Source organism: Pseudomonas sp. BP6, assembly GCF_017875935.1.
Classification (GTDB): domain Bacteria; phylum Pseudomonadota; class Gammaproteobacteria; order Pseudomonadales; family Pseudomonadaceae; genus Aquipseudomonas; species Aquipseudomonas putida_Y.
Genome location: NZ_JAGINI010000001.1, coordinates 4,357,322 through 4,376,537, shown reverse-complemented (window position 1 = coordinate 4,376,537; position 19,216 = coordinate 4,357,322). Strand labels below are relative to the sequence as shown.

The window sequence follows — 19,216 nt, the reverse complement described above, 5'->3', positions numbered from 1 at the left end:
CGCCACCGCCTGATAGGAGAGACAAATGAAGTTGCCGATCTACCTCGATTACTCTGCGACCACTCCGGTCGACCCACGCGTGGCCCAGAAGATGGCCGACTGCTTGCTGGTCGACGGAAACTTCGGTAACCCGGCCTCGCGCTCCCACGTCTTTGGCTGGAAAGCCGAGGAAGCGGTGGAAAACGGTCGCCGCCAGGTTGCCGAGCTGATCAACGCCGATCCGCGTGAAATCGTCTGGACCAGCGGTGCCACCGAGTCCGACAACCTCGCACTCAAAGGTGTCGCGCACTTCTATCAGACCAAGGGCAAGCACATCATTACCTCCAAGATCGAGCACAAGGCGGTCCTGGATACCGCTCGCCAGCTGGAGCGTGAAGGTTTTGAGGTCACCTACCTGGAACCGGGCGAAGACGGTATCGTCACCCCGGCCATGGTAGAGGCGGTGCTGCGCGACGACACCATCCTGGTCTCGCTGATGCATGTGAACAACGAAGTCGGCTCGATCAACGACATTGCCGCCATCGGTGAACTGACCCGTTCGCGCGGCGTGCTGTTCCATGTCGACGCCGCCCAGTCGGCCGGCAAGGTCGAAATCGACCTGCAAAAGCTGAAGGTCGACCTGATGTCGTTCTCGGCGCACAAGGTCTATGGCCCGAAAGGCATCGGCGCACTGTACGTCAGCCGCAAGCCGCGTGTACGCCTGGAAGCCATCATTCACGGCGGCGGTCATGAGCGCGGCATGCGTTCGGGCACCTTGCCGACCCACCAGATCGTCGGCATGGGCGAAGCCTTCGCCATTGCCAAGCAGGAAATGGTTGCAGAAAACGCACGCATCAAGGCCCTTAGCGACCGCTTCTTCAAGCAGGTCTCGAACCTTGAAGAGCTGTACGTCAATGGCAGCCAGACTGCACGTGTACCGCACAACCTGAACCTGAGCTTCAACTACGTCGAAGGCGAATCGCTGCTGATGTCGCTGAAAGACATCGCTGTATCGTCCGGTTCGGCCTGTACCTCCGCGTCACTCGAGCCGTCCTACGTACTGCGTGCTCTGGGCCGCAACGACGAGCTGGCGCACAGCTCGATCCGCTTCTCCTTCGGCCGTTTCACCACCGAAGAAGAAGTCGACTACGCCGCGCAGAAAGTCTGCGAGGCTGTCAACAAATTGCGTGAACTGTCGCCGCTGTGGGATATGTACAAAGACGGCGTTGACATCTCCAAGATCGAGTGGGCCGCCCACTAAGCAGTCGCCGGCAAGAGCGGCTCCCTGATGAGGAAGGAATTGCACCATGGCATACAGTGAAAAGGTCATCGACCACTACGAAAACCCGCGCAACGTCGGCAAGATGAATGCCGAAGACCCGGATGTCGGCACCGGCATGGTCGGCGCCCCGGCCTGCGGTGACGTGATGCGCCTGCAGATCAAGGTCAACGAGCAGGGCGTTATCGAAGACGCCAAGTTCAAGACCTACGGCTGCGGTTCGGCCATCGCCTCCAGCTCCCTCGCCACCGAGTGGATGAAGGGCAAGACCCTGGACGAGGCCGAAACCATCAAGAACACCCAACTGGCCGAAGAACTGGCGTTGCCGCCGGTCAAGATCCACTGCTCGGTACTCGCCGAGGATGCCATCAAGGCAGCCGTACGCGACTACAAGCAGAAGAAAGGCTTGATCTAAGTCGCCTGTTGCAAGGTAAGGAGTTCTGATGGCTATCAGCATGACAGAAGCCGCCGCCAACCACATTCGCCGCTCCCTCGACGGGCGCGGCAAAGGTGAGGGCATTCGCCTGGGCGTGCGCACCACCGGTTGCTCGGGTCTGGCCTACGTGCTGGAATTCGTCGACGAACTGGCGGACGAAGATCAGGTGTTCGAGAACCATGGCGTCAAGGTGATCATCGATCCCAAGAGCCTGGTTTACCTCGATGGCACCGAGCTGGATTTCGTCAAGGAAGGGTTGAACGAAGGCTTCAAGTTCAACAACCCCAACGTGCGCGGTGAGTGTGGCTGCGGCGAAAGCTTCAACGTTTGAGGCTGGCTGTGGGTACTCCTTGTCATTACGCATTGTTTGACCTCCAGCCAAGCTTCCGTCTGGATCTCGACAAGCTGGCCACTCGCTATCGCGAGCTGGCCCGCGAAGTCCATCCTGACCGCTTTGCCGACGCCTCCGAGCGTGAGCAGCGTATAGCGCTGGAAAAATCCGCGGCCCTCAACGACGCTTACCAGACGCTGCGCAGTGCGCCGCGTCGCGCGCGCTATCTGCTGGCCATCAGCGGCCACGAAGTGCCTCAGGAAGTCACGGTTCACGACCCTGACTTCCTGCTGCAGCAGATGCAGTGGCGTGAAGAGCTCGAAGAACTGCAGGATGAAGCCGACCTTGATGGTGTAGGCGTGTTCAAGAAGCGCCTGAAGGTTGCCCAGGACACGCTGAATGAGGACTTTGCCGGCTGCTGGGATGCCCCAGGCGAGCGCGACAAGGCTGAACGCCTGATGCGCCGCATGCAGTTCCTCGACAAGCTCGCCCAAGAAGTGCGCCAACTGGAAGAGCGCCTCGACGATTAACCCCGGTGCTGCCCGTGATGGCACCTAAGGTATTCAGATAAGCATGGCCCTACTGCAGATTGCCGAACCCGGTCAAAGCCCTCAGCCGCACCAGCGCCGCCTGGCGGTTGGGATCGACCTGGGCACCACCAACTCAATGGTTGCTGCTTTGCGCAGCGGCCGTAGCGAGCCCCTGCCCGATGCGCAGGGTAACGTCATTCTGCCGTCCGCGGTGCGCTACCTCGAAGGGCGCATCGAAGTGGGGCAGGCCGCGCGTGATGCTGCCTCCAGCGACCCGTTTAACACCGTGCTGTCGGTCAAGCGCCTGATGGGGCGCGGCCTGGCCGACGTCAAGCAGCTGGGCGAGCAACTGCCATACCGTTTTGTGGGTGGTGAATCGCATATGCCGTTCATCGACACTGTGCAGGGGCCGAAAAGCCCTGTGGAAGTGTCTGCCGACATCCTGAAGGTGTTGCGCGAGCGTGCCGAAGCCACCTTGGGTGGCGAGTTGGTGGGCGCGGTGATCACCGTGCCGGCCTATTTCGATGACGCCCAGCGTCAGGCTACCAAAGACGCTGCGCGTCTGGCCGGCCTGAACGTGCTGCGCCTGCTCAACGAACCGACTGCGGCCGCCGTAGCCTACGGCCTGGACCAGAACGCCGAAGGCGTGGTGGCCATCTATGATCTGGGCGGCGGCACTTTCGATATTTCAATTCTGCGGCTGACCGCTGGTGTATTCGAAGTGCTGGCCACCGGCGGTGATACCGCTCTGGGTGGTGATGACTTCGACCATGCTATTGCTGGCTGGATCATCGAGCAGGCTGGCCTGTCGTCCGATCTGGACCCGGCTACCCAGCGCGCGCTGCTGCAAACCGCCTGCGCCGCCAAGGAAGCCCTGACCGATGCTGACGTGGTCAACGTCAGCCACGGTGCCTGGCACGGTGAGCTGACCCGTAGCGCCTTCGAAGCCATGATCGAACCACTGGTTGCCCGCAGCCTGAAGGCTTGCCGCCGCGCCGTGCGCGACAGTGGTGTTGAGCTGGAAGAGGTCAGCGCCGTGGTCATGGTCGGTGGTTCGACCCGCGTGCCGCGTGTGCGTGAGGCCGTGGGCGCGCTGTTCGGGCGCACCCCGCTGACCTCGATCGACCCGGACCAGGTGGTGGCCATTGGTGCCGCCATCCAGGCCGACACCCTGGCCGGCAACCGCCGCGAAGGTGGCGAGCTGCTGCTGCTCGATGTCATCCCGCTGTCGCTTGGTCTTGAAACCATGGGCGGGCTGATGGAGAAGGTGATTCCGCGCAACACCACCATTCCGGTGGCCCGCGCTCAGGAGTTCACCACGTACAAAGATGGCCAGTCGGCCATGATGATTCACGTGCTGCAGGGCGAGCGCGAGCTGATCAGTGACTGCCGTTCGCTGGCCCGCTTCGAACTGCGCGGCATCCCGGCCATGGTTGCCGGTGCTGCGAAAATCCGCGTCACCTTCCAGGTGGATGCCGATGGCCTGCTCAGCGTCGCTGCCCGCGAGCTGGGTTCGGGCGTGGAAGCCAGCATTCAGGTCAAGCCGTCCTACGGCCTGACCGACGGCGAAATCGCCCGCATGCTCAAGGACTCCTTCGAACACGCCGGTTCCGACAAGCACGCCCGTCAGTTGCGTGAGCATCAGGTGGATGGCGAGCGGCTGCTCGAAGCGGTGCAGGGCGCCCTGGACGCCGACGGCGATCGCCTGCTCAGCAGTGACGAGCGCGACGCCATCGAATTTCAGATGCAAGAACTACGTGATTTGCTGGCCGGCACCGAAGGCGCAGCCATCGAGCAACAGACCAAGCGTTTGTCGCAGGTGACCGATGCATTTGCCGCCCGTCGCCTTGATTCGACGGTCAAAGCCGCACTGGCCGGGCGCAACCTGAATGAGATCGAGGAGTAATCGATGCCGCTGGTGACATTCCTGCCGCATGAGAAGTTCTGCCCCGAGGGGCTGACCGTTGAGGTCGAGCCCGGGACCAACATCCTGGAGCTGGCCCACGACCATCACATCGAGATGGAAAGTGCCTGCGGCGGCGTCAAGGCCTGCACCACTTGCCACTGCATCGTGCGCAAGGGCTTCGATTCGCTCGAAGAGGCTGACGAGTTGGAAGAGGACATGCTGGACAAGGCCTGGGGCCTGGAAGCGCAATCGCGCCTTGGTTGTCAGGTGGTCGTCGCTGACGAAGACCTGACCATCGAGATCCCCAAGTATTCGCTCAACCACGCTGCCGAAGCACCGCACTGAGGGCCTGTACATGAGTCTGAAATGGGTTGATGTACTTGAGATCGCAATCCAGCTTGCAGAAAGCAAGCCTGAGGTCGATCCTCGTTATGTGAATTTCGTGGACCTGCACCGCTGGGTGCTGGCATTGCCAGAGTTCAGCGACGATCCGTCACGCGGCGGTGAGAAAGTGCTCGAGGCAATCCAGGCCGCCTGGATCGACGAAGCCGACTAAGCGTCACTTGCAGGTTAGGCAATCCCCCGGAACCCGCGTATAATTCGCGGGTTTAATTTTTCGTAACACTCATATTCTGGAGTTTTCCATGGCTGTTCAACGTACTTTCTCCATCATCAAGCCTGACGCTGTTGCCAAAAACGTCATCGGCAAGATCACCACTCGCTTCGAAGAAGCCGGCCTGAAAATCGTTGCCTCGAAAATGAAGCAACTGTCCAAAGCCGAAGCCGAAGGCTTCTACGCTGAGCACAGCGAGCGCGGCTTCTTCGGTGACCTGGTTGCCTTCATGACTTCCGGTCCGGTCGTTGTCCAGGTTCTGGAAGGCGAGAACGCCATCGCCAAGAACCGTGAGCTGATGGGCGCTACCAACCCTAAAGAAGCTGCTGCCGGCACCATCCGTGCTGACTTCGCCGAGTCGATCGACGCCAACGCCGTTCACGGTTCGGACTCCGAAGCTGCTGCTGCTCGCGAAATCGCTTACTTCTTCGCTGCTACCGAGGTAACCACTCGCTAAGCGAAAGCTTACGGGTGAGGGTGAATCCATGACGACATCTACTGGCAAAATCAACCTGTTGGGTCTGACCCAGCCGGAAATGGAACAATTCTTCGACTCTATCGGGGAGAAGCGCTTCCGTGCCGGCCAGGTGATGAAATGGATTCACCATTTTGGCGTGTCCGACTTTGCGGCCATGACCAACGTAGGCAAGGTCTTGCGCGAAAAGCTCGAGGCCGTTGCCGAGATTCGCCCGCCGGAAGTGGTCAGTGAAGACATTTCCGCCGACGGCACCCGCAAATGGGTGATCCGCGTTGCCTCCGGCAGCTGCGTCGAGACCGTCTATATTCCAACCGACGACCGCGGCACCCTCTGCGTATCGTCGCAAGCCGGCTGTGCCCTGGACTGCAGCTTCTGCTCCACCGGCAAGCAAGGCTTCAACAGCAACCTTACCGCCGCCGAAGTGATCGGCCAGGTGTGGCTTGCCAACAAATCCTTCGGGACCGTTCCTGCCAAAGTCGACCGCGCGATTACCAACGTGGTCATGATGGGCATGGGCGAGCCCTTGCTGAACTTTGACAACGTCATTGCCGCCATGAAAATCATGATGGATGACCTTGGCTATGGCATTTCCAAGCGTCGTGTCACCTTGTCCACCTCGGGCGTGGTGCCGATGATCGACGAGCTGGCCAAGCACATCGACGTGTCGCTGGCCCTGTCGCTGCACGCGCCGAACGACGAACTGCGCAACAAGCTGGTGCCGATCAACAAGAAGTACCCGCTGAAGATGCTGCTGGAATCGTGCATGGGCTACATGTCCACCTTGGGCGGCAAGCGCGTGCTCACCATCGAGTACACTCTGCTCAAGGACGTCAACGACCAACCCGAGCATGCCGCGCAGATGATCGAACTGTTGCGCGATGTACCCTGCAAGATCAACCTGATCCCGTTCAACCCGTTCCCGCATTCGGGCTACGAGCGACCAAGCAACAACGCCATTCGTCGCTTCCAGGATCTGCTGCACCACGGTGGCTTCAACGTCACCACCCGTACCACGCGCGGCGACGACATCGACGCTGCCTGTGGCCAACTGGTCGGTCAGGTCAATGACCGTACCCGCCGCAGTGAGCGCTATATCGCTGTTCGCCAGCTTTCTGCGGACGTCGAACTGCCAGACAGCGCCGCCAGCCACTGACAGGTACCTTGCCCATGAGCCTGCGCGCCGCGTCGATCCTTGCGCTTTCGCTGCTGGCCGGCTGCGTGTCAGGCGGCGCGAGCGACCCCTTGGCCAGCCGCCAGGGCAGAGTGGAGGCGGGGCGGGCTTATGTACAGCTTGGCTTGGGTTATTTGCAACAAGGTTTGACCGAACAGGCCAAGGCGCCGCTGGGCAAGGCCCTGGCACTGGATGACCAGGATGTCGACGCGCACGCGGCACTGGCGGTAGTGTTTCAAGCCGAAGGTGAGCCGGCGCTGGCCGAAGCACACTTTCGCAAGGCCTTGCTGATAAGTCGCGGTGACACGCGAATTCGCAACAATTACGGCAGTTTCCTTTATGCTCAGGGGCGATTTGCCGAGGCCAAGCAGATGTTTCGCCTGGCCAGTGCCGATACCCTGTATCCTGAGCGCTCACGCGTGTACGAAAATCTGGGCCTGACCGCCCTGAAGCTCGAACGCCGCGATCAGGCGCACGCGTATCTGTTGAAAGCGTTACAACTCAACCAGCACCAACCAAAAGCGTTGCTGGAAATGGCTGAGTTGTCCTACGAAAACAGGCATTATGTGCCGGCCCGGGACTACTACGATCGTTTCAGCCAGTTGAGCGACCACGACGCCCGTAGCCTGCTGCTGGGCAGCCGCCTTGCCAGGGGGTTCGACGAGCAGGGCGCACTGGCCGAATTGGGCCAGCAATTACAACGACTTTATCCCGGTACGCCGGAATACCAGCAATACCTGTCGGAGCAACGATGAACGCCGCGCATCCCGAAGTAGCAGTAGCGCCTGGCCAGAACCCCGGTGAGCTTTTGCGCCTGGCCCGTGAGAAACGGGACTGGTCTCAAGCCGAGGTGGCCCGCAAGCTCAACCTCACTGTCAGTTCGTTGAACCATGTGGAAACCGGCGCCTTCGACAAGCTGCCCGGGCATACTTTCGCTCGTGGCTACATTCGTGCCTACGCCAAGTTGATGGACCTCGACCAGGCCGCCCTGGTAGATGCCTTCGACCGCTACACCGGTACCCACGCCAAAGGCAGCGACGTGCATTCGCTGGGCCGTATCGAAGAGCCTGTGCGGCTGTCGCACAACATCCTGCGCGGCGTCAGCCTGTTGTTGCTGGTGGCTGTTGTCGGTGGTGGCTTTTTCTGGTGGCAGGACCAGGGCAGCCTGCGGGGCAAGGAGCTGGCCAAGATTGCCCTGGAGCACGTCGAGGTCGAAAGCGCCGACGGCACGACACAGATTCACCCGCTCGATGAGCCTGAAGACCAGGCCGTTTCCGTTGGCCAGCAAGCTGAAAGTGCACCGCTGGCGCTGGAGCAAGGCGCTGCCGAGCAGCCTGCTGCCGCTGAACAGGCGCCGGTAAGCTCGGAGCCAGCCATTGCCGCAGCGCCTGCTCCGGCACAGCAAGCGCCTGCGCAACCCGCACCTGCTGCTTCGCCTGCTCCGGTTACGCCCCCGGTACAGGCCGCTGCTGCACCTGCACCGGCCGCCGCTGAGCCTGCCGCGGTGCCGACTGGCAGTGCCAAGGTCGCCATTCAGTTCACCGCCGATTGCTGGACCCAGGTCAGCGACGGCAACGGCAAGGTGCTGTTCAGCGCCATCAAGCGCAAGGGGGACAACCTCGAGCTGACCGGCAAGCCGCCTTTCTCGGTACGCCTGGGCTTTGCCCGGGGCGCCCAGGTCAGCTACAACGGCCAGGCCGTCGATGTTGCTCCGTTCACCAGTGGCGAGACTGCTCGCCTGAAGTTGGGACAGTAAGTCATGCACGGCGAATCTCCGATCAAGCGTCGCGAATCCCGCAAAATCTGGGTTGGCAATGTGCCGGTGGGCGGTGATGCGCCCATCGCGGTGCAGAGCATGACCAACACCGACACCAACGATGTCGCTGCCACCGTGGCGCAAATCCAGCGTCTGGTCGATGCCGGCGTGGACATCGTGCGGGTCTCGGTGCCGGACATGGACGCGGCCGAAGCTTTTGGCAAGATCAAGCAACTGGTCAGCGTGCCGCTGGTCGCCGACATCCATTTCGACTACAAGATCGCATTGCGCGTTGCCGAGCTGGGTGTTGATTGCCTGCGTATCAACCCGGGCAACATCGGCCGTGAAGACCGTGTGCGCGCCGTGGTCGATGCCGCCCGCGACCGTGGCATTCCGATTCGTATCGGGGTCAACGCCGGTTCGCTGGAAAAAGACCTGCAGAAGAAGTACGGCGAACCGACCCCGGCTGCGCTGGTCGAGTCGGCCCTGCGTCACGTCGAGCATCTCGACCGCCTGGATTTCCAGGACTTCAAGGTCAGCGTCAAGGCCTCGGACGTGTTCATGGCTGTCGAAGCCTACCGCCTGTTGGCCAAACAGATCGTACAGCCGCTGCATCTGGGCATCACTGAAGCCGGCGGCCTGCGCTCGGGGACGGTGAAGTCCGCCGTCGGCCTCGGTATGCTGCTGGCCGAAGGTATTGGCGATACCATCCGTATCTCGCTGGCGGCCGACCCGGTCGAAGAAGTGAAAGTCGGCTACGACATCCTCAAGTCGCTGCATCTGCGTTCGCGTGGTATCAACTTCATCGCCTGCCCGAGCTGCTCGCGGCAGAACTTCGATGTGGTCAAGACCATGAACGAGCTGGAAGGGCGTCTGGAAGACCTGCTGGTGCCGCTGGATGTGGCGGTGATTGGTTGCGTGGTCAACGGTCCGGGTGAAGCCAAGGAAGCCCATGTTGGGTTGACCGGCGGCACGCCGAACCTGATCTACATCGACGGCAAGCCTGCCCAGAAACTGACCAATGACAACCTGGTCGATGAGCTGGAAAAGCTCATCCGCCAGAAAGCGGCCGAAAAGGCCGAAGCCGACGCGGCGCTGATCGTCCGTGGCTGACACACCGAATTCGTAAGGACTTTTCGTGAGCAAATCGCTGCAAGCCATTCGTGGCATGAACGACATCCTGCCAGAACAGTCGCCGCTGTGGCGCTACTTCGAAGGCACCGTGGCCGGTCTGCTGGACACCTACGGGTACAGCCAGATCCGCACGCCGATCGTCGAGTTCACCGAGCTGTTCAAACGCTCGATCGGTGAAGTGACCGACATCGTCGAAAAAGAGATGTACACCTTCGAGGACCGCAACGGCGATTCGCTGACCCTGCGTCCTGAAGGCACCGCTGCCTGCGTGCGAGCGGTGCTCGAGCACGGCATCACCGGCAACGGTCAGGTGCAGAAGCTGTGGTACATCGGCCAGATGTTCCGCCACGAGCGTCCGCAGAAGGGCCGTTACCGTCAGTTCCATCAGATTGGCGTGGAAGTGTTCAACCTGGACGGCCCGGACATCGATGCCGAGCTGATCATGTTGACCTGGCGCCTGTGGGGCCTGCTGGGCATCCAGGACGCGGTCAAGCTCGAGCTCAACAGCCTGGGCACCAGTGAAGCCCGCGCACGCTACCGTGACGCGCTGGTCGAGTTCCTTTCGGCGCGTCTGGAGCAGTTGGACGAAGACAGCCAGCGTCGCCTGAAGAGCAACCCGCTGCGCATCCTCGACAGCAAGGACCAGAACACCCAGGCGGTGCTGGTCGGCGCGCCGAAGCTGGAAGACTACCTGGACGAAGAATCGCGCGTGCACTTCGAGGGCCTCAAGGCCCGCCTGGATGCCGCCGGTATTCCGTTCGTGATCAACACCAAGCTGGTACGTGGCCTGGACTATTACAGCAAGACCGTGTTCGAGTGGGTAACCGACAAGCTCGGCGCCCAGGGCACAGTGTGCGCGGGTGGCCGTTACGACGGCCTGGTCGAACAGATGGGTGGCAAGCCGACCACTGGCGTTGGTTTCGCCATGGGCATCGAGCGCCTGATCCTGCTGTTGGAAACCCTGGGCAAAGTGCCGGAGTCCATCAGCCGCCAGATCGACGTGTACCTGTGCGCCTTTGGCGAGCAGGCGGAGCTGGCCGGCCTGCGCCTGTCCGAAGGCCTGCGCGACCGCTTGCCGGGCCTGCGCCTGGCCGTCAACGCCGGTGGTGGCAGCTTCAAGAGCCAGTTCAAGAAAGCCGACAAGAGCGGTGCACTGTTCGCCCTGATCCTCGGCGACGACGAGCTGGCCAAGCAAGAAATCGGCTTGAAGCCCCTGCGCGGCCAGGGCGAACAACAGAACATTGCCTGGGATGCTCTTGCAGAGCACCTGGAAACCGCGATCGCGCAGGCGTAACGCGGTTCAACAAGCGAATAGGCGAAAAGGAGTATTGGGGTGTCGAGTACCGATGATGATGACCTGGCAGGGATCAAGGACTGGTGGAGCCGCAACGGCAAGCCGCTGCTGACCGGCGCATTGCTGGCTGGCGTGGTGGTGTTGGGCTGGAATACCTGGCACAAGTACCAGAACAACCAGTCGCAAGGTGCCTCGCAGTTGTATCAGGCGTTGATTGAAACCAGCCTGACACCGACCGGCCAGCCGGACACCACCAAGGTCGCGGAGCTGGCCGGCAAGCTCAAGAGCGAGTTTGGCGGCACCGCTTACGCCCAGTACGGCAGCCTGTTCGTGGCCAAGGTCGCGGTCGACAGCGGCAAGCTCGATGACGCCGCAGCGGAGCTGAAAAGCGTGCTGGACAATCCGGCCGACGTCACCCTGGGCGAGATTTCGCGTCAGCGTCTGGCGCGTGTACTGGCAGCCCAGAACAAGGCCGAAGATGCCCTGAAGCTGCTCGACGGCGACGCCGACAAAGCTTTTCTGGCCAGCCGTGAAGAGTTGAAGGGTGACCTGCTGGTTCAGCTGGGTCGCGCCGACGACGCACACAGCGCTTACGAAAAAGCCAAGGCCGCGCTGTCCGATGACGCGGCGGTCGGTGGCTTGCAATTGAAGCTGGATGACCTGGCTAAAGGGGACGCGTAAGTGATCGGTTGGAAACATGCAGCAGTGCTGACCCTGGCCGTACTGGCCGCGGGTTGCAGCAGCAACAGCAAGAAGGAACTGCCCCCGGCCGAGCTGACCAAGTTCACCGAGGAAGTGGTGCTGAAGAAGCAGTGGAGCCGTTCGATCGGTGACGGCCAGGGTGAAACCTACAACACCCTGGTCCCGGCCATCGAGAACGACCGCATCTACGCTTCCGACGTCAACGGCGAAGTCTATGCCCTTGATCGCATCACCGGTGACGTGGTGTGGAAGAAGGACCTGGAGCTGAAGGTTTCCGGCGCAGTTGGCGTGGGCTACGGCCTGGTCATGCTCGGTACCCTCAAGGGTGAAGTCATTGCCCTGGACTCCAGCACCGGTGAGGAGCGTTGGCGCTCGCGCGTGACCAGCGAAGTGCTGGCCCCGCCTGCCAACAACGGTGACGTGGTGGTGGTACAGACCCAGGACGACCGCCTGATTGGCCTGGATGCCGCCACTGGCGACCGCCGTTGGATCTACGAGAACTCCCCGGCCGTGCTGACGCTGCGTGGCACCGGTGCGCCAATCGCCACCAACCGCCTGGCAGTTGCCGGCCTGTCTACCGGCAAGGTTGTAGCGGTGGACATCAACAATGGTGTGCCGGTGTGGGAAAGCCGCGTGGCCATCCCGCAGGGCCGTTCCGAGCTGGACCGTGTGGTCGACATTGACGGCGGCCTGCTGCTGTCCGGTGGTATCTTGTACGTCAGCACTTACCAGGGGCGCGTTGCTGGCCTGGACCTGGAAAGCGGCCGCGAGCTGTGGCAGCGCGATGCCTCCAGCTACGTGGGTGTCGCCCAGGGCTTCGGTAACGTCTATGTGAGCGAGGCTTCTGGCTCGGTCGAGGGTATCGATGAGCGTTCTTCCAGTGCCCTGTGGACCAACGACTCGATGGCGCGTCGCCAACTGACCGCGCCTGAAGTGTTCTCCAGCTACGTAGCGGTAGGGGACTTCGAAGGTTACCTGCACTTGCTCAGCCAGGTCGATGGTCGTTTCGTCGGCCGTGAGCGCATCGACAGCGATGGCCTGCGCGCCCGCCCGCTTGTGGTCGGCGACACCATCTATGTCTTTGGCAACAGCGGCAAGCTCGAGGCACTGACCATCCGCTGAAGCTATGCTTGAAGCCTTGACCGGCTTCAAGTCGCGGCGTACGCGCCGCCCGTACTCCGGCCGCTGCCTTGCAGCGGCCTTTGCATTTTCAAGAATTCGAGAGTGGAGAGCCGATGGTTCCCGTAATTGCCCTGGTGGGCCGCCCGAACGTCGGCAAATCCACCATGTTCAACCGCCTGACCAAGACCCGCGATGCCATCGTCGGTGACCTGTCGGGCCTGACCCGTGACCGCCAGTATGGTGATGCCAGCTGGCAGGGTCGCTCCTTCATCCTGATCGACACCGGTGGTATCACCGGTGACGAAGTGGGCATGGACGAGAAAATGGCCGAGCAGTCGCTCATGGCCATCGAAGAAGCCGACTACGTGCTGTTCCTGGTTGATGCCCGTGCGGGCATGACCGCAGCCGACCAGATGATCGCCGAGCACCTGCGCAAGCGGAACAAGTCGGCGATCCTGGTTGCCAACAAGATCGACAACATCGACCCCGACGTTGCCCGCGCCGAATTCTCGCCAATGGGCATGGGTAACGCCATCCCGGTGGCGGGCTCCCAGGGCCGTGGTATCAGTGCCCTGATGGAAGCCGTGCTCGGCCACTTGCCGCGCGATGCCGAAGAGGAAGCCCTCGACCAGGACGTCGCTGAAGGTGAGGAAGCCGTGCGCATTCCTGGCCCAAGCGAGAAGGATGGCATCAAGATCGCCATCATCGGTCGCCCGAACGTTGGCAAGTCGACGCTGGTCAACCGCATGCTCGGCGAAGAGCGTGTGGTGGTCTACGACGAGCCAGGCACCACCCGTGACAGTATCTACATCCCGTTCGAGCGCGATGGCGAGAAGTACACCTTCATCGACACCGCCGGGGTGCGCAAGCGGGGCAAGATCCACGAGGAAGTCGAGAAGTTCTCGGTAGTGAAGACGCTGCAGGCGATCAAGGACGCCAACGTCGTCATCTTCGTCATGGATGCCCGCGAAGGTGTGGTCGACCATGACCTGAACCTGCTGGGCTTCGCCCTTGAAGCCGGTCGCGCCATCGTCATTGCCCTGAACAAGTGGGATGGCATGGAGCCGGGTGAGCGCGCCTACGTGAAGACCGAGCTGGAGCGCCGGCTGTTCTTCGTCGACTTCGCCGACATCCACTTCATTTCCGCGCTGCATGGCACGGGCGTGGGCAACTTGTACAAGTCGGTACAGGCTGCGTTCCAGTCCGCGGTCACGCGCTGGCCGACCAGCCGCCTGACGCAGATTCTCGAAGATGCCGTGAGCGAGCACCAGCCGCCGATGGTCAATGGTCGCCGCATCAAGCTGCGCTATGCCCACCTCGGCGGTGCCAACCCGCCGCTGATCGTGATCCACGGCAACCAGACCGACAGCATTCCCAAGTCGTACTCGCGTTACCTGGAAAACACCTATCGCCGGGTGCTCAAGCTGGTCGGTACGCCGATCCGTATTGAGTACAAGGGTGGTGAGAACCCGTACGAGGGCAAGAAGAACACCCTTACCGATCGCCAGGTCAACAAGAAACGCCGCCTGATGTCGCACCACAAGAAGGCCGAGAAGAAGCGTCGCGACAAGCGCTAAGTCGCCCCATGTGGGGGCGGGCAAAGCCGCCCCCACAGACGCCCCTTGATCCAGAGCAATCCCCCTATTGTTTCAACCTTTTTCCTGACCGCTCGATCCGCTATGCTCGGACTCCACCCCGTGCCGGATATACCCCAGGAAAGAGGGCTCCATGATCCGCAGCAAACTGCCGAATGTCGGCACGACCATCTTCACCACCATGTCCCAGCTCGCCGTGCAGGCTGGCGCGCTCAACCTGTCCCAGGGTTTTCCTGACTTCAATGGCCCGCAGGCCCTGCTTGATGCAGTGGGCCGGCACGTGGCTGCCGGGCATAACCAGTATTCGCCGATGACCGGCCTGCCGGCCTTGCGCCAGCAGGTAGCGGCCAAGGTCGAGCGGCTGTATGGGGCCAGGGTGGATGCCGATCAGGAAGTGACTATCACCCCCGGCGCCACCGAGGCTATTTTCTGTGCCATCCAGGCGGTGGTACATGCCGGTGACGAAGTGATCGTCTTCGACCCCTGCTACGACAGTTACGAGCCGTCGGTGGAGCTGGCCGGTGGCCGCTGTGTTCATGTGCAGTTGAGCGACGGCACCTTCCGTATCGACTGGCAGAAATTCAGCGATGCCTTGAGCCCGCGCACGCGCATGGTCATCCTCAACTCGCCACACAACCCCAGCGGCGCGCTGATCACTCGCGAAGACCTCGACCAGCTGGCCGCGCTTATTGCCGACCGCGATATCTACCTGGTCAGCGATGAAGTGTACGAGCACCTGGTCTACGACGGCGTACGCCACGCCAGCGTGCTGGCCCATGAGCAGTTGTACTCGCGTGCCTTCGTGGTCAGTTCGTTCGGCAAGACGTACCACGTTACCGGCTGGAAGACCGGGTACGTGATCGCACCGCCTGCCCTGAGCGCCGAGCTGCGCAAAGTGCACCAGTACGTCAACTTCTGTGGGGTGACGCCGCTGCAGTGTGCCTTGGCCGATTTCATGGCCGAGCACCCCGAGCATATTGATGAGTTGCCGGCCTTTTACCAGGCCAAGCGCGACCTGTTCTGCGGTTTGCTGGGAGGCTCGCGTTTCAACTTTACCCGCACGACGGGCACTTATTTCCAACTGGTGGACTATTCGCAAATCCGCCCGGACCTGAACGACGTCGACATGTCGCTGTGGCTGACGCGTGAGCACGGCGTGGCGACCATCCCGGTATCGGTGTTCTACCAGCAACCCATCCCCGAGCAACGCCTGGTGCGCCTGTGCTTTGCCAAACGAGAGGAGACGCTGCGTCAGGCAGCGGAAAGACTATGCGCGATTTGAGTACACTGCCGAACCTGAAAGTCGCCCTGGTGCAAACCACCCTGGCCTGGCACGACCGCGAGGCCAACTACGCACATTTCGAGGTGCTGCTGGAGCAGGTGGGCGAGGTGGACTTGGTGATCCTGCCGGAAATGTTCACCACCGGCTTTTCGATGCAGTCGGAAAGCCTGTGCGAGCCGGAGAACGGTCCGACCTACAAATGGTTGAAGGCCCAGGCAAAGAAGCACAACGCGGTGATTACCGGCAGTGTGATCATCCAGGCGGCCGATGGCAGCCACCGCAACCGCCTGTTGTGGGCGCGGCCGGACGGCGAGATTCTGCACTACGACAAACGCCACCTGTTCCGCATGGCCGGTGAGCACAAACATTACACCCCAGGCGAGCGGCAGGTGCAGTTCGAGGTCAAGGGCTGGCGGATTCGCCCGCTGATCTGCTACGACCTGCGCTTCCCGGTGTGGAGCCGCGACGCCCAGGACACTGACCTGCTGCTGTATACCGCCAACTGGCCGGCCGCGCGCCGCCAGCACTGGAACCGTCTGCTGCCGGCGCGGGGCATCGAAAACCTGTGCTATGTGGCGGCGGTGAACCGGGTGGGCACGGACGGTAAAGGCTTTGCTTATTCTGGTGACAGCCAGGTGCTGGATTTCCAGGGTGAGAGCCTGCTCAGTGCCGGGGAGGCGGACGGGGTGTTTACTGCAGTACTGAGCGCGTCGGAACTGGCGGCGTACCGGGCCAAGTTCCCGGCCAACCTGGATGCCGATACCTTCGAGCTGCACTGACAGCAGCGCCGGCTTCTTCGCGGGCCTGCCCGCGAAAGGGCCTGGTGGCCAATCTCCCTGGCCCTTCACCGTTGCCGCCGCCACCGTATTCGCGGGTAAACCCGCTCCTACACAGATCGGTGGTGGACACACATCTGGGGTTGGACACAGCCCGTCGTAGGAGCGGGTTTACCCGCGAAGAGGCCGGCGCTGGTTGAATCGATTTCCGGTCAATACACATCCCGCCGATACCGCCCATCCTCGATCAACTGCTGTACAGCTTCTTCACCCAGCATGCGATTGAGCGCCGCATCCACCCCAGCCGCCATGCCTTGCAGGCTGCCGCAGACATACACGCAAGCCCCATCGGCCACCCAGCGCTTGAAATCCTCGGCCTGTTGCAGCATTACGTCCTGCACATACACCTTCTCGGCCTGATCGCGCGAGAACGCCAGGTCCAGCCGTGCCAGGTCGCCGTTGTCCAGCCAAGCCTGCAGCTCATCGCCGCACAGCAAGTCATGCGCCCGATTACGCTCGCCGAACAACAGCCAGTTGCGCTGCTCACCGGCATTGACCCGCGCGCGCAACAGGCTGCGAAGGCCTGCCAGGCCAGTACCGTTGCCGATCAGGATCATCGGCGCAGCGGCCTCAGGCAGATGGAAGCCACTGTTACGCCGCAGGCGCAGGCTCAGGGTGCCATTCATTGGCAGGTATTCGGTCAGCCAGCCAGAGCCCAAGCCAAGGTTGCCGTCAGGGTGGCGTTCCTGGCGCACGATCAGCTCCAGCACACCATCGCTGGCGATCGAGGCGATGGAGTATTCGCGGCTGCCGATCGGTACCAGTGCATCCACCAGTGCCTGCGGCTGCAAGCCGATCAGGTGGTCGCGGCGCATCGGCAACTGGCGGCCAGCGAGTGCCTGGGCAAGGGTTTCGCTCAGGCCATTCACCTGCACCTGGCTGTTGGCGTCCAGTGCCATGCCCTTGAGGAACGCGTCGATCCGTGGCTGCCCATTCAGCGGCAGTATCTCTACCAGATCGCCGGCTTCCCAGCTTGCAGGTTCTGCAGCCTGCAGGCCAAGCAGGTACACCGGTTGGCCTTGGCTGCCAGGGTTGAGCAGTTTGCGGCGCACCAGCGACCAGTTGGCAAAGGTTGGCGGTTGCCAGGCGGCCACCGGCTGGGCGCCGGTCAGTTGCGCCAGTTCCTGCTGCCATTGCTGCAGGGCGGCCTGGTCGGCGTTGTCCACTTCCACCGGGCTGAATGCACTGCTGGCACCGCGCTCCCCCAGCCACGCCTGGAGACGACGAGCGAAACCGCAGAAGTGCGGGTACTGACGATCACCGAGGGCGAGCAGGGCATAGTTGAGGTTGTTCAGTGCCCAAGGCTGGCCGAGCACCTTGCGCTCGAAGGCGCGAGCGCTGTCGGGCGCTTCGCCGTCGCCGAAGGTACTCACCACGAAGAGCGCGCGATGGGCCTGGCGCAGGTCGTTTTCACCCAGCTCGGCAAGGGCGCGCACCTGAACTGTCTGGCCAGCTGCCTGTAGCTGCTTCGCACTCTGCCAGGCCAACTGCTCGGCAAAGCCACTCTGGCTGGCAAAACCGATCAGCCAACCGTCGCCATTGCCGTTGCTGTTGGCGACCTTGCCACGGGCTGCGCGCACCTGACGTTTCTTGCGGCGACGGTCGAGGTACAGCAGCCAGCCAGTGACGAAGAACAACGGCATGGTCAGGCTGGCGATGGTGACGATGATGCGCCCCGGCAAGCCGAAGTACTCGCCCACATGCAAGGCGTAAACACTCTGCAGCAGTTGCGCCTTGAAGGACTTGTCGGTGTAGCGGTCGTGCTTTTTAACCTGGCCAGTGGCCGGGTCCAGGACCAGGGTATTGAAGGCACGTGGGTGGGCAGCGTTGTCGAGCAGGTAGAACAGGTTGGCCGGCTGACCGCCAGCGGGCGGCAGGCGCAGGTTGTAGGTGGAAAGGCCTGGGCCCGCGGCGTCCTTGAGGTTGGCCCAGATGGCGTCGTAGTCCACCACCAGCGGTGGCGCATTCCGGTCGACTTTCTGCGGCCCGTGCCGGCCACGGCCTTCACCACGTTTTTGCTGCTGGCCCGCAGCCGGCGCGTCAGCCAGCAGCTTGTTCAGGCCTTCGCGGTACCACTCATAGGACCAGAACAGGCCGGTCAGGGCGAACAGAAGGTAGAACAGAAGGCACCAGGTACCTGCCACGGCGTGCAGGTCCCAGTTGAAGGCGCGGCCTTTCTTGGCCCAGTCGAAGGTCAGCCAGGTGCGCCAGTCCAGCGCTTTGCGCGGCCAGCGCAGGTACAGGCCGGACAGGCAGAAGAACACCAGCATCAAGGTGCAGGCCCCGGTGATTTGCCGGCCAGTGTCGCCTATGGCGAGGAAGCGGTGCAGCTTGAGCATGAGGTTGAAGAAGCCTTGCCCGGCCACTTCACCCTTGAGTTCGCCGGTGTACGGGTCGGCATAGCGCAGTTCGCCACGGCGTTCGCCCGGTGCCGGCATGAAGAAGATACGTGCAGCGTTGCCTTCACGCACGTCGACCCACAGCATCGACACCTTGTCGTGCTGCTGGGCTTCGACCCGTTTAACCAGCTCGGCCGGCGGCAGCACGCCTTCGGCGCGTACTTCTACCTTGAGTACATCGGCATTGAATGCGCGCAGCAGTTCTTCCTGGAACGAGTACAGCGCCCCGGTAATGCCCATCAAGGCCAGCACCAGGCCAGCGGTGATGCCAAAGAACCAGTGCAATTGGAACAGCGTCTTCTTCACCACGTTACTCACCTTGAGTTGCTGCCGCGACCTGCGCGGCGTGCATTATGCCTTGATACGCAAAAGC

The 19,216-nt window shown here is 62.1% G+C and carries 19 protein-coding genes; 18 read left to right on the top strand and 1 reads right to left on the bottom strand.

All coding sequences use genetic code 11. The annotated features are described in order from the left end of the window. The first annotated feature begins 25 nt into the window (after positions 1–25). The 18 genes from J3A98_RS19855 (at position 26) to J3A98_RS19770 (ending at position 16,387) form a co-directional block, all read left to right on the top strand. Positions 26–1,240: an IscS subfamily cysteine desulfurase gene (locus J3A98_RS19855; RefSeq protein ID WP_003248541.1), complete on the top strand. Its 1,215-nt coding sequence runs from the start codon at positions 26–28 to the stop codon at positions 1,238–1,240. 46 nt (positions 1,241–1,286) lie between these two features. Continuing rightward, entirely contained in the window at positions 1,287–1,673 is a 387-nt protein-coding gene (iscU, locus tag J3A98_RS19850) for a Fe-S cluster assembly scaffold IscU (RefSeq protein ID WP_003248539.1), read from the top strand. Positions 1,674–1,701: 28 nt separating this feature from the next. Next, positions 1,702–2,025 (top strand): iron-sulfur cluster assembly protein IscA, encoded by a 324-nt coding sequence (gene iscA, locus J3A98_RS19845; protein ID WP_003248536.1) that lies wholly within the window; start codon positions 1,702–1,704, stop codon positions 2,023–2,025. An 8-nt stretch (positions 2,026–2,033) separates the two neighbouring features. Next, positions 2,034–2,555, top strand: a complete 522-nt coding sequence (gene hscB / locus J3A98_RS19840; protein WP_209967925.1) for a co-chaperone HscB — start codon at positions 2,034–2,036, stop codon at positions 2,553–2,555. A 43-nt stretch (positions 2,556–2,598) separates the two neighbouring features. Then, positions 2,599–4,461, top strand: a complete 1,863-nt coding sequence (gene hscA / locus J3A98_RS19835; protein WP_209967922.1) for a Fe-S protein assembly chaperone HscA — start codon at positions 2,599–2,601, stop codon at positions 4,459–4,461. Positions 4,462–4,464: 3 nt separating this feature from the next. Beyond that, a complete protein-coding gene (gene fdx, locus J3A98_RS19830; protein ID WP_021781772.1) occupies positions 4,465–4,806 on the top strand; it encodes an ISC system 2Fe-2S type ferredoxin in 342 nt (113 codons plus the stop codon). 10 nt (positions 4,807–4,816) lie between these two features. Next, on the top strand, positions 4,817–5,017 hold the full coding sequence (gene iscX, locus J3A98_RS19825; RefSeq protein ID WP_003248529.1) for a Fe-S cluster assembly protein IscX: 201 nt from the start codon (positions 4,817–4,819) through the stop codon (positions 5,015–5,017). An 88-nt stretch (positions 5,018–5,105) separates the two neighbouring features. Then, complete coding sequence (ndk, locus tag J3A98_RS19820) at positions 5,106–5,531, top strand: nucleoside-diphosphate kinase (RefSeq protein ID WP_003248526.1); 426 nt, start codon at positions 5,106–5,108, stop codon at positions 5,529–5,531. A gap of 28 nt (positions 5,532–5,559) precedes the next feature. Next, positions 5,560–6,705: a 23S rRNA (adenine(2503)-C(2))-methyltransferase RlmN gene (gene rlmN / locus J3A98_RS19815; RefSeq protein ID WP_021781773.1), complete on the top strand. Its 1,146-nt coding sequence runs from the start codon at positions 5,560–5,562 to the stop codon at positions 6,703–6,705. Positions 6,706–6,719: 14 nt separating this feature from the next. Continuing rightward, positions 6,720–7,478 carry a type IV pilus biogenesis/stability protein PilW gene (gene pilW / locus J3A98_RS19810; RefSeq protein ID WP_209967920.1) on the top strand — a complete coding sequence of 253 codons (759 nt, stop codon included), beginning with the start codon at positions 6,720–6,722 and terminating at the stop codon, positions 7,476–7,478. Further along, on the top strand, positions 7,475–8,479 hold the full coding sequence (locus J3A98_RS19805) for a RodZ domain-containing protein (protein ID WP_176685533.1): 1,005 nt from the start codon (positions 7,475–7,477) through the stop codon (positions 8,477–8,479). Before pilW ends, J3A98_RS19805 begins: the two co-directional genes overlap by 4 nt. A gap of 3 nt (positions 8,480–8,482) precedes the next feature. Then, positions 8,483–9,592, top strand: coding sequence for a flavodoxin-dependent (E)-4-hydroxy-3-methylbut-2-enyl-diphosphate synthase (gene ispG / locus J3A98_RS19800; RefSeq protein WP_021781776.1), 1,110 nt, complete (start codon positions 8,483–8,485; stop codon positions 9,590–9,592). 25 nt (positions 9,593–9,617) lie between these two features. Next, the gene (gene hisS, locus J3A98_RS19795; protein ID WP_003248516.1) at positions 9,618–10,907 is read left to right on the top strand and encodes a histidine--tRNA ligase; all 1,290 of its coding nucleotides are present in this window, start codon (positions 9,618–9,620) and stop codon (positions 10,905–10,907) included. 39 nt (positions 10,908–10,946) lie between these two features. Further along, positions 10,947–11,588 (top strand): tetratricopeptide repeat protein, encoded by a 642-nt coding sequence (locus J3A98_RS19790; protein WP_176685535.1) that lies wholly within the window; start codon positions 10,947–10,949, stop codon positions 11,586–11,588. Beyond that, positions 11,589–12,731 (top strand): outer membrane protein assembly factor BamB, encoded by a 1,143-nt coding sequence (gene bamB, locus J3A98_RS19785; protein ID WP_021781779.1) that lies wholly within the window; start codon positions 11,589–11,591, stop codon positions 12,729–12,731. A gap of 113 nt (positions 12,732–12,844) precedes the next feature. Next, a complete protein-coding gene (der, locus tag J3A98_RS19780) occupies positions 12,845–14,308 on the top strand; it encodes a ribosome biogenesis GTPase Der (protein WP_209967917.1) in 1,464 nt (487 codons plus the stop codon). A gap of 151 nt (positions 14,309–14,459) precedes the next feature. After that, positions 14,460–15,608 (top strand): pyridoxal phosphate-dependent aminotransferase, encoded by a 1,149-nt coding sequence (locus tag J3A98_RS19775; protein ID WP_176685537.1) that lies wholly within the window; start codon positions 14,460–14,462, stop codon positions 15,606–15,608. After that, positions 15,596–16,387 carry an amidohydrolase gene (locus J3A98_RS19770; protein ID WP_209967916.1) on the top strand — a complete coding sequence of 264 codons (792 nt, stop codon included), beginning with the start codon at positions 15,596–15,598 and terminating at the stop codon, positions 16,385–16,387. Before J3A98_RS19775 ends, J3A98_RS19770 begins: the two co-directional genes overlap by 13 nt. 209 nt (positions 16,388–16,596) lie before the next feature. On the opposite strand, the gene J3A98_RS19765 is transcribed toward J3A98_RS19770, so the two are convergent. Then, a complete protein-coding gene (locus J3A98_RS19765; protein WP_176685832.1) occupies positions 16,597–19,152 on the bottom strand; it encodes a sulfite reductase flavoprotein subunit alpha in 2,556 nt (851 codons plus the stop codon). Positions 19,153–19,216: the final 64 nt, after the last annotated feature.

Bases quoted from the DNA above. Each gene is read 5' to 3' on its own strand.
- J3A98_RS19855 (WP_003248541.1), top strand. From the start codon at position 26: ATGAAGTTGCCGATCTACCTCGATTACTCTGCGACCACTCCGGTCGAC.
- iscU (WP_003248539.1), top strand. From the start codon at position 1,287: ATGGCATACAGTGAAAAGGTCATCGACCACTACGAAAACCCGCGCAAC.
- iscA (WP_003248536.1), top strand. From the start codon at position 1,702: ATGGCTATCAGCATGACAGAAGCCGCCGCCAACCACATTCGCCGCTCC.
- hscA (WP_209967922.1), top strand. From the start codon at position 2,599: ATGGCCCTACTGCAGATTGCCGAACCCGGTCAAAGCCCTCAGCCGCAC.
- fdx (WP_021781772.1), top strand. From the start codon at position 4,465: ATGCCGCTGGTGACATTCCTGCCGCATGAGAAGTTCTGCCCCGAGGGG.
- iscX (WP_003248529.1), top strand. From the start codon at position 4,817: ATGAGTCTGAAATGGGTTGATGTACTTGAGATCGCAATCCAGCTTGCA.
- ndk (WP_003248526.1), top strand. From the start codon at position 5,106: ATGGCTGTTCAACGTACTTTCTCCATCATCAAGCCTGACGCTGTTGCC.
- rlmN (WP_021781773.1), top strand. From the start codon at position 5,560: ATGACGACATCTACTGGCAAAATCAACCTGTTGGGTCTGACCCAGCCG.
- pilW (WP_209967920.1), top strand. From the start codon at position 6,720: ATGAGCCTGCGCGCCGCGTCGATCCTTGCGCTTTCGCTGCTGGCCGGC.
- J3A98_RS19805 (WP_176685533.1), top strand. From the start codon at position 7,475: ATGAACGCCGCGCATCCCGAAGTAGCAGTAGCGCCTGGCCAGAACCCC.
- ispG (WP_021781776.1), top strand. From the start codon at position 8,483: ATGCACGGCGAATCTCCGATCAAGCGTCGCGAATCCCGCAAAATCTGG.
- der (WP_209967917.1), top strand. From the start codon at position 12,845: ATGGTTCCCGTAATTGCCCTGGTGGGCCGCCCGAACGTCGGCAAATCC.
- J3A98_RS19775 (WP_176685537.1), top strand. From the start codon at position 14,460: ATGATCCGCAGCAAACTGCCGAATGTCGGCACGACCATCTTCACCACC.
- J3A98_RS19770 (WP_209967916.1), top strand. From the start codon at position 15,596: ATGCGCGATTTGAGTACACTGCCGAACCTGAAAGTCGCCCTGGTGCAA.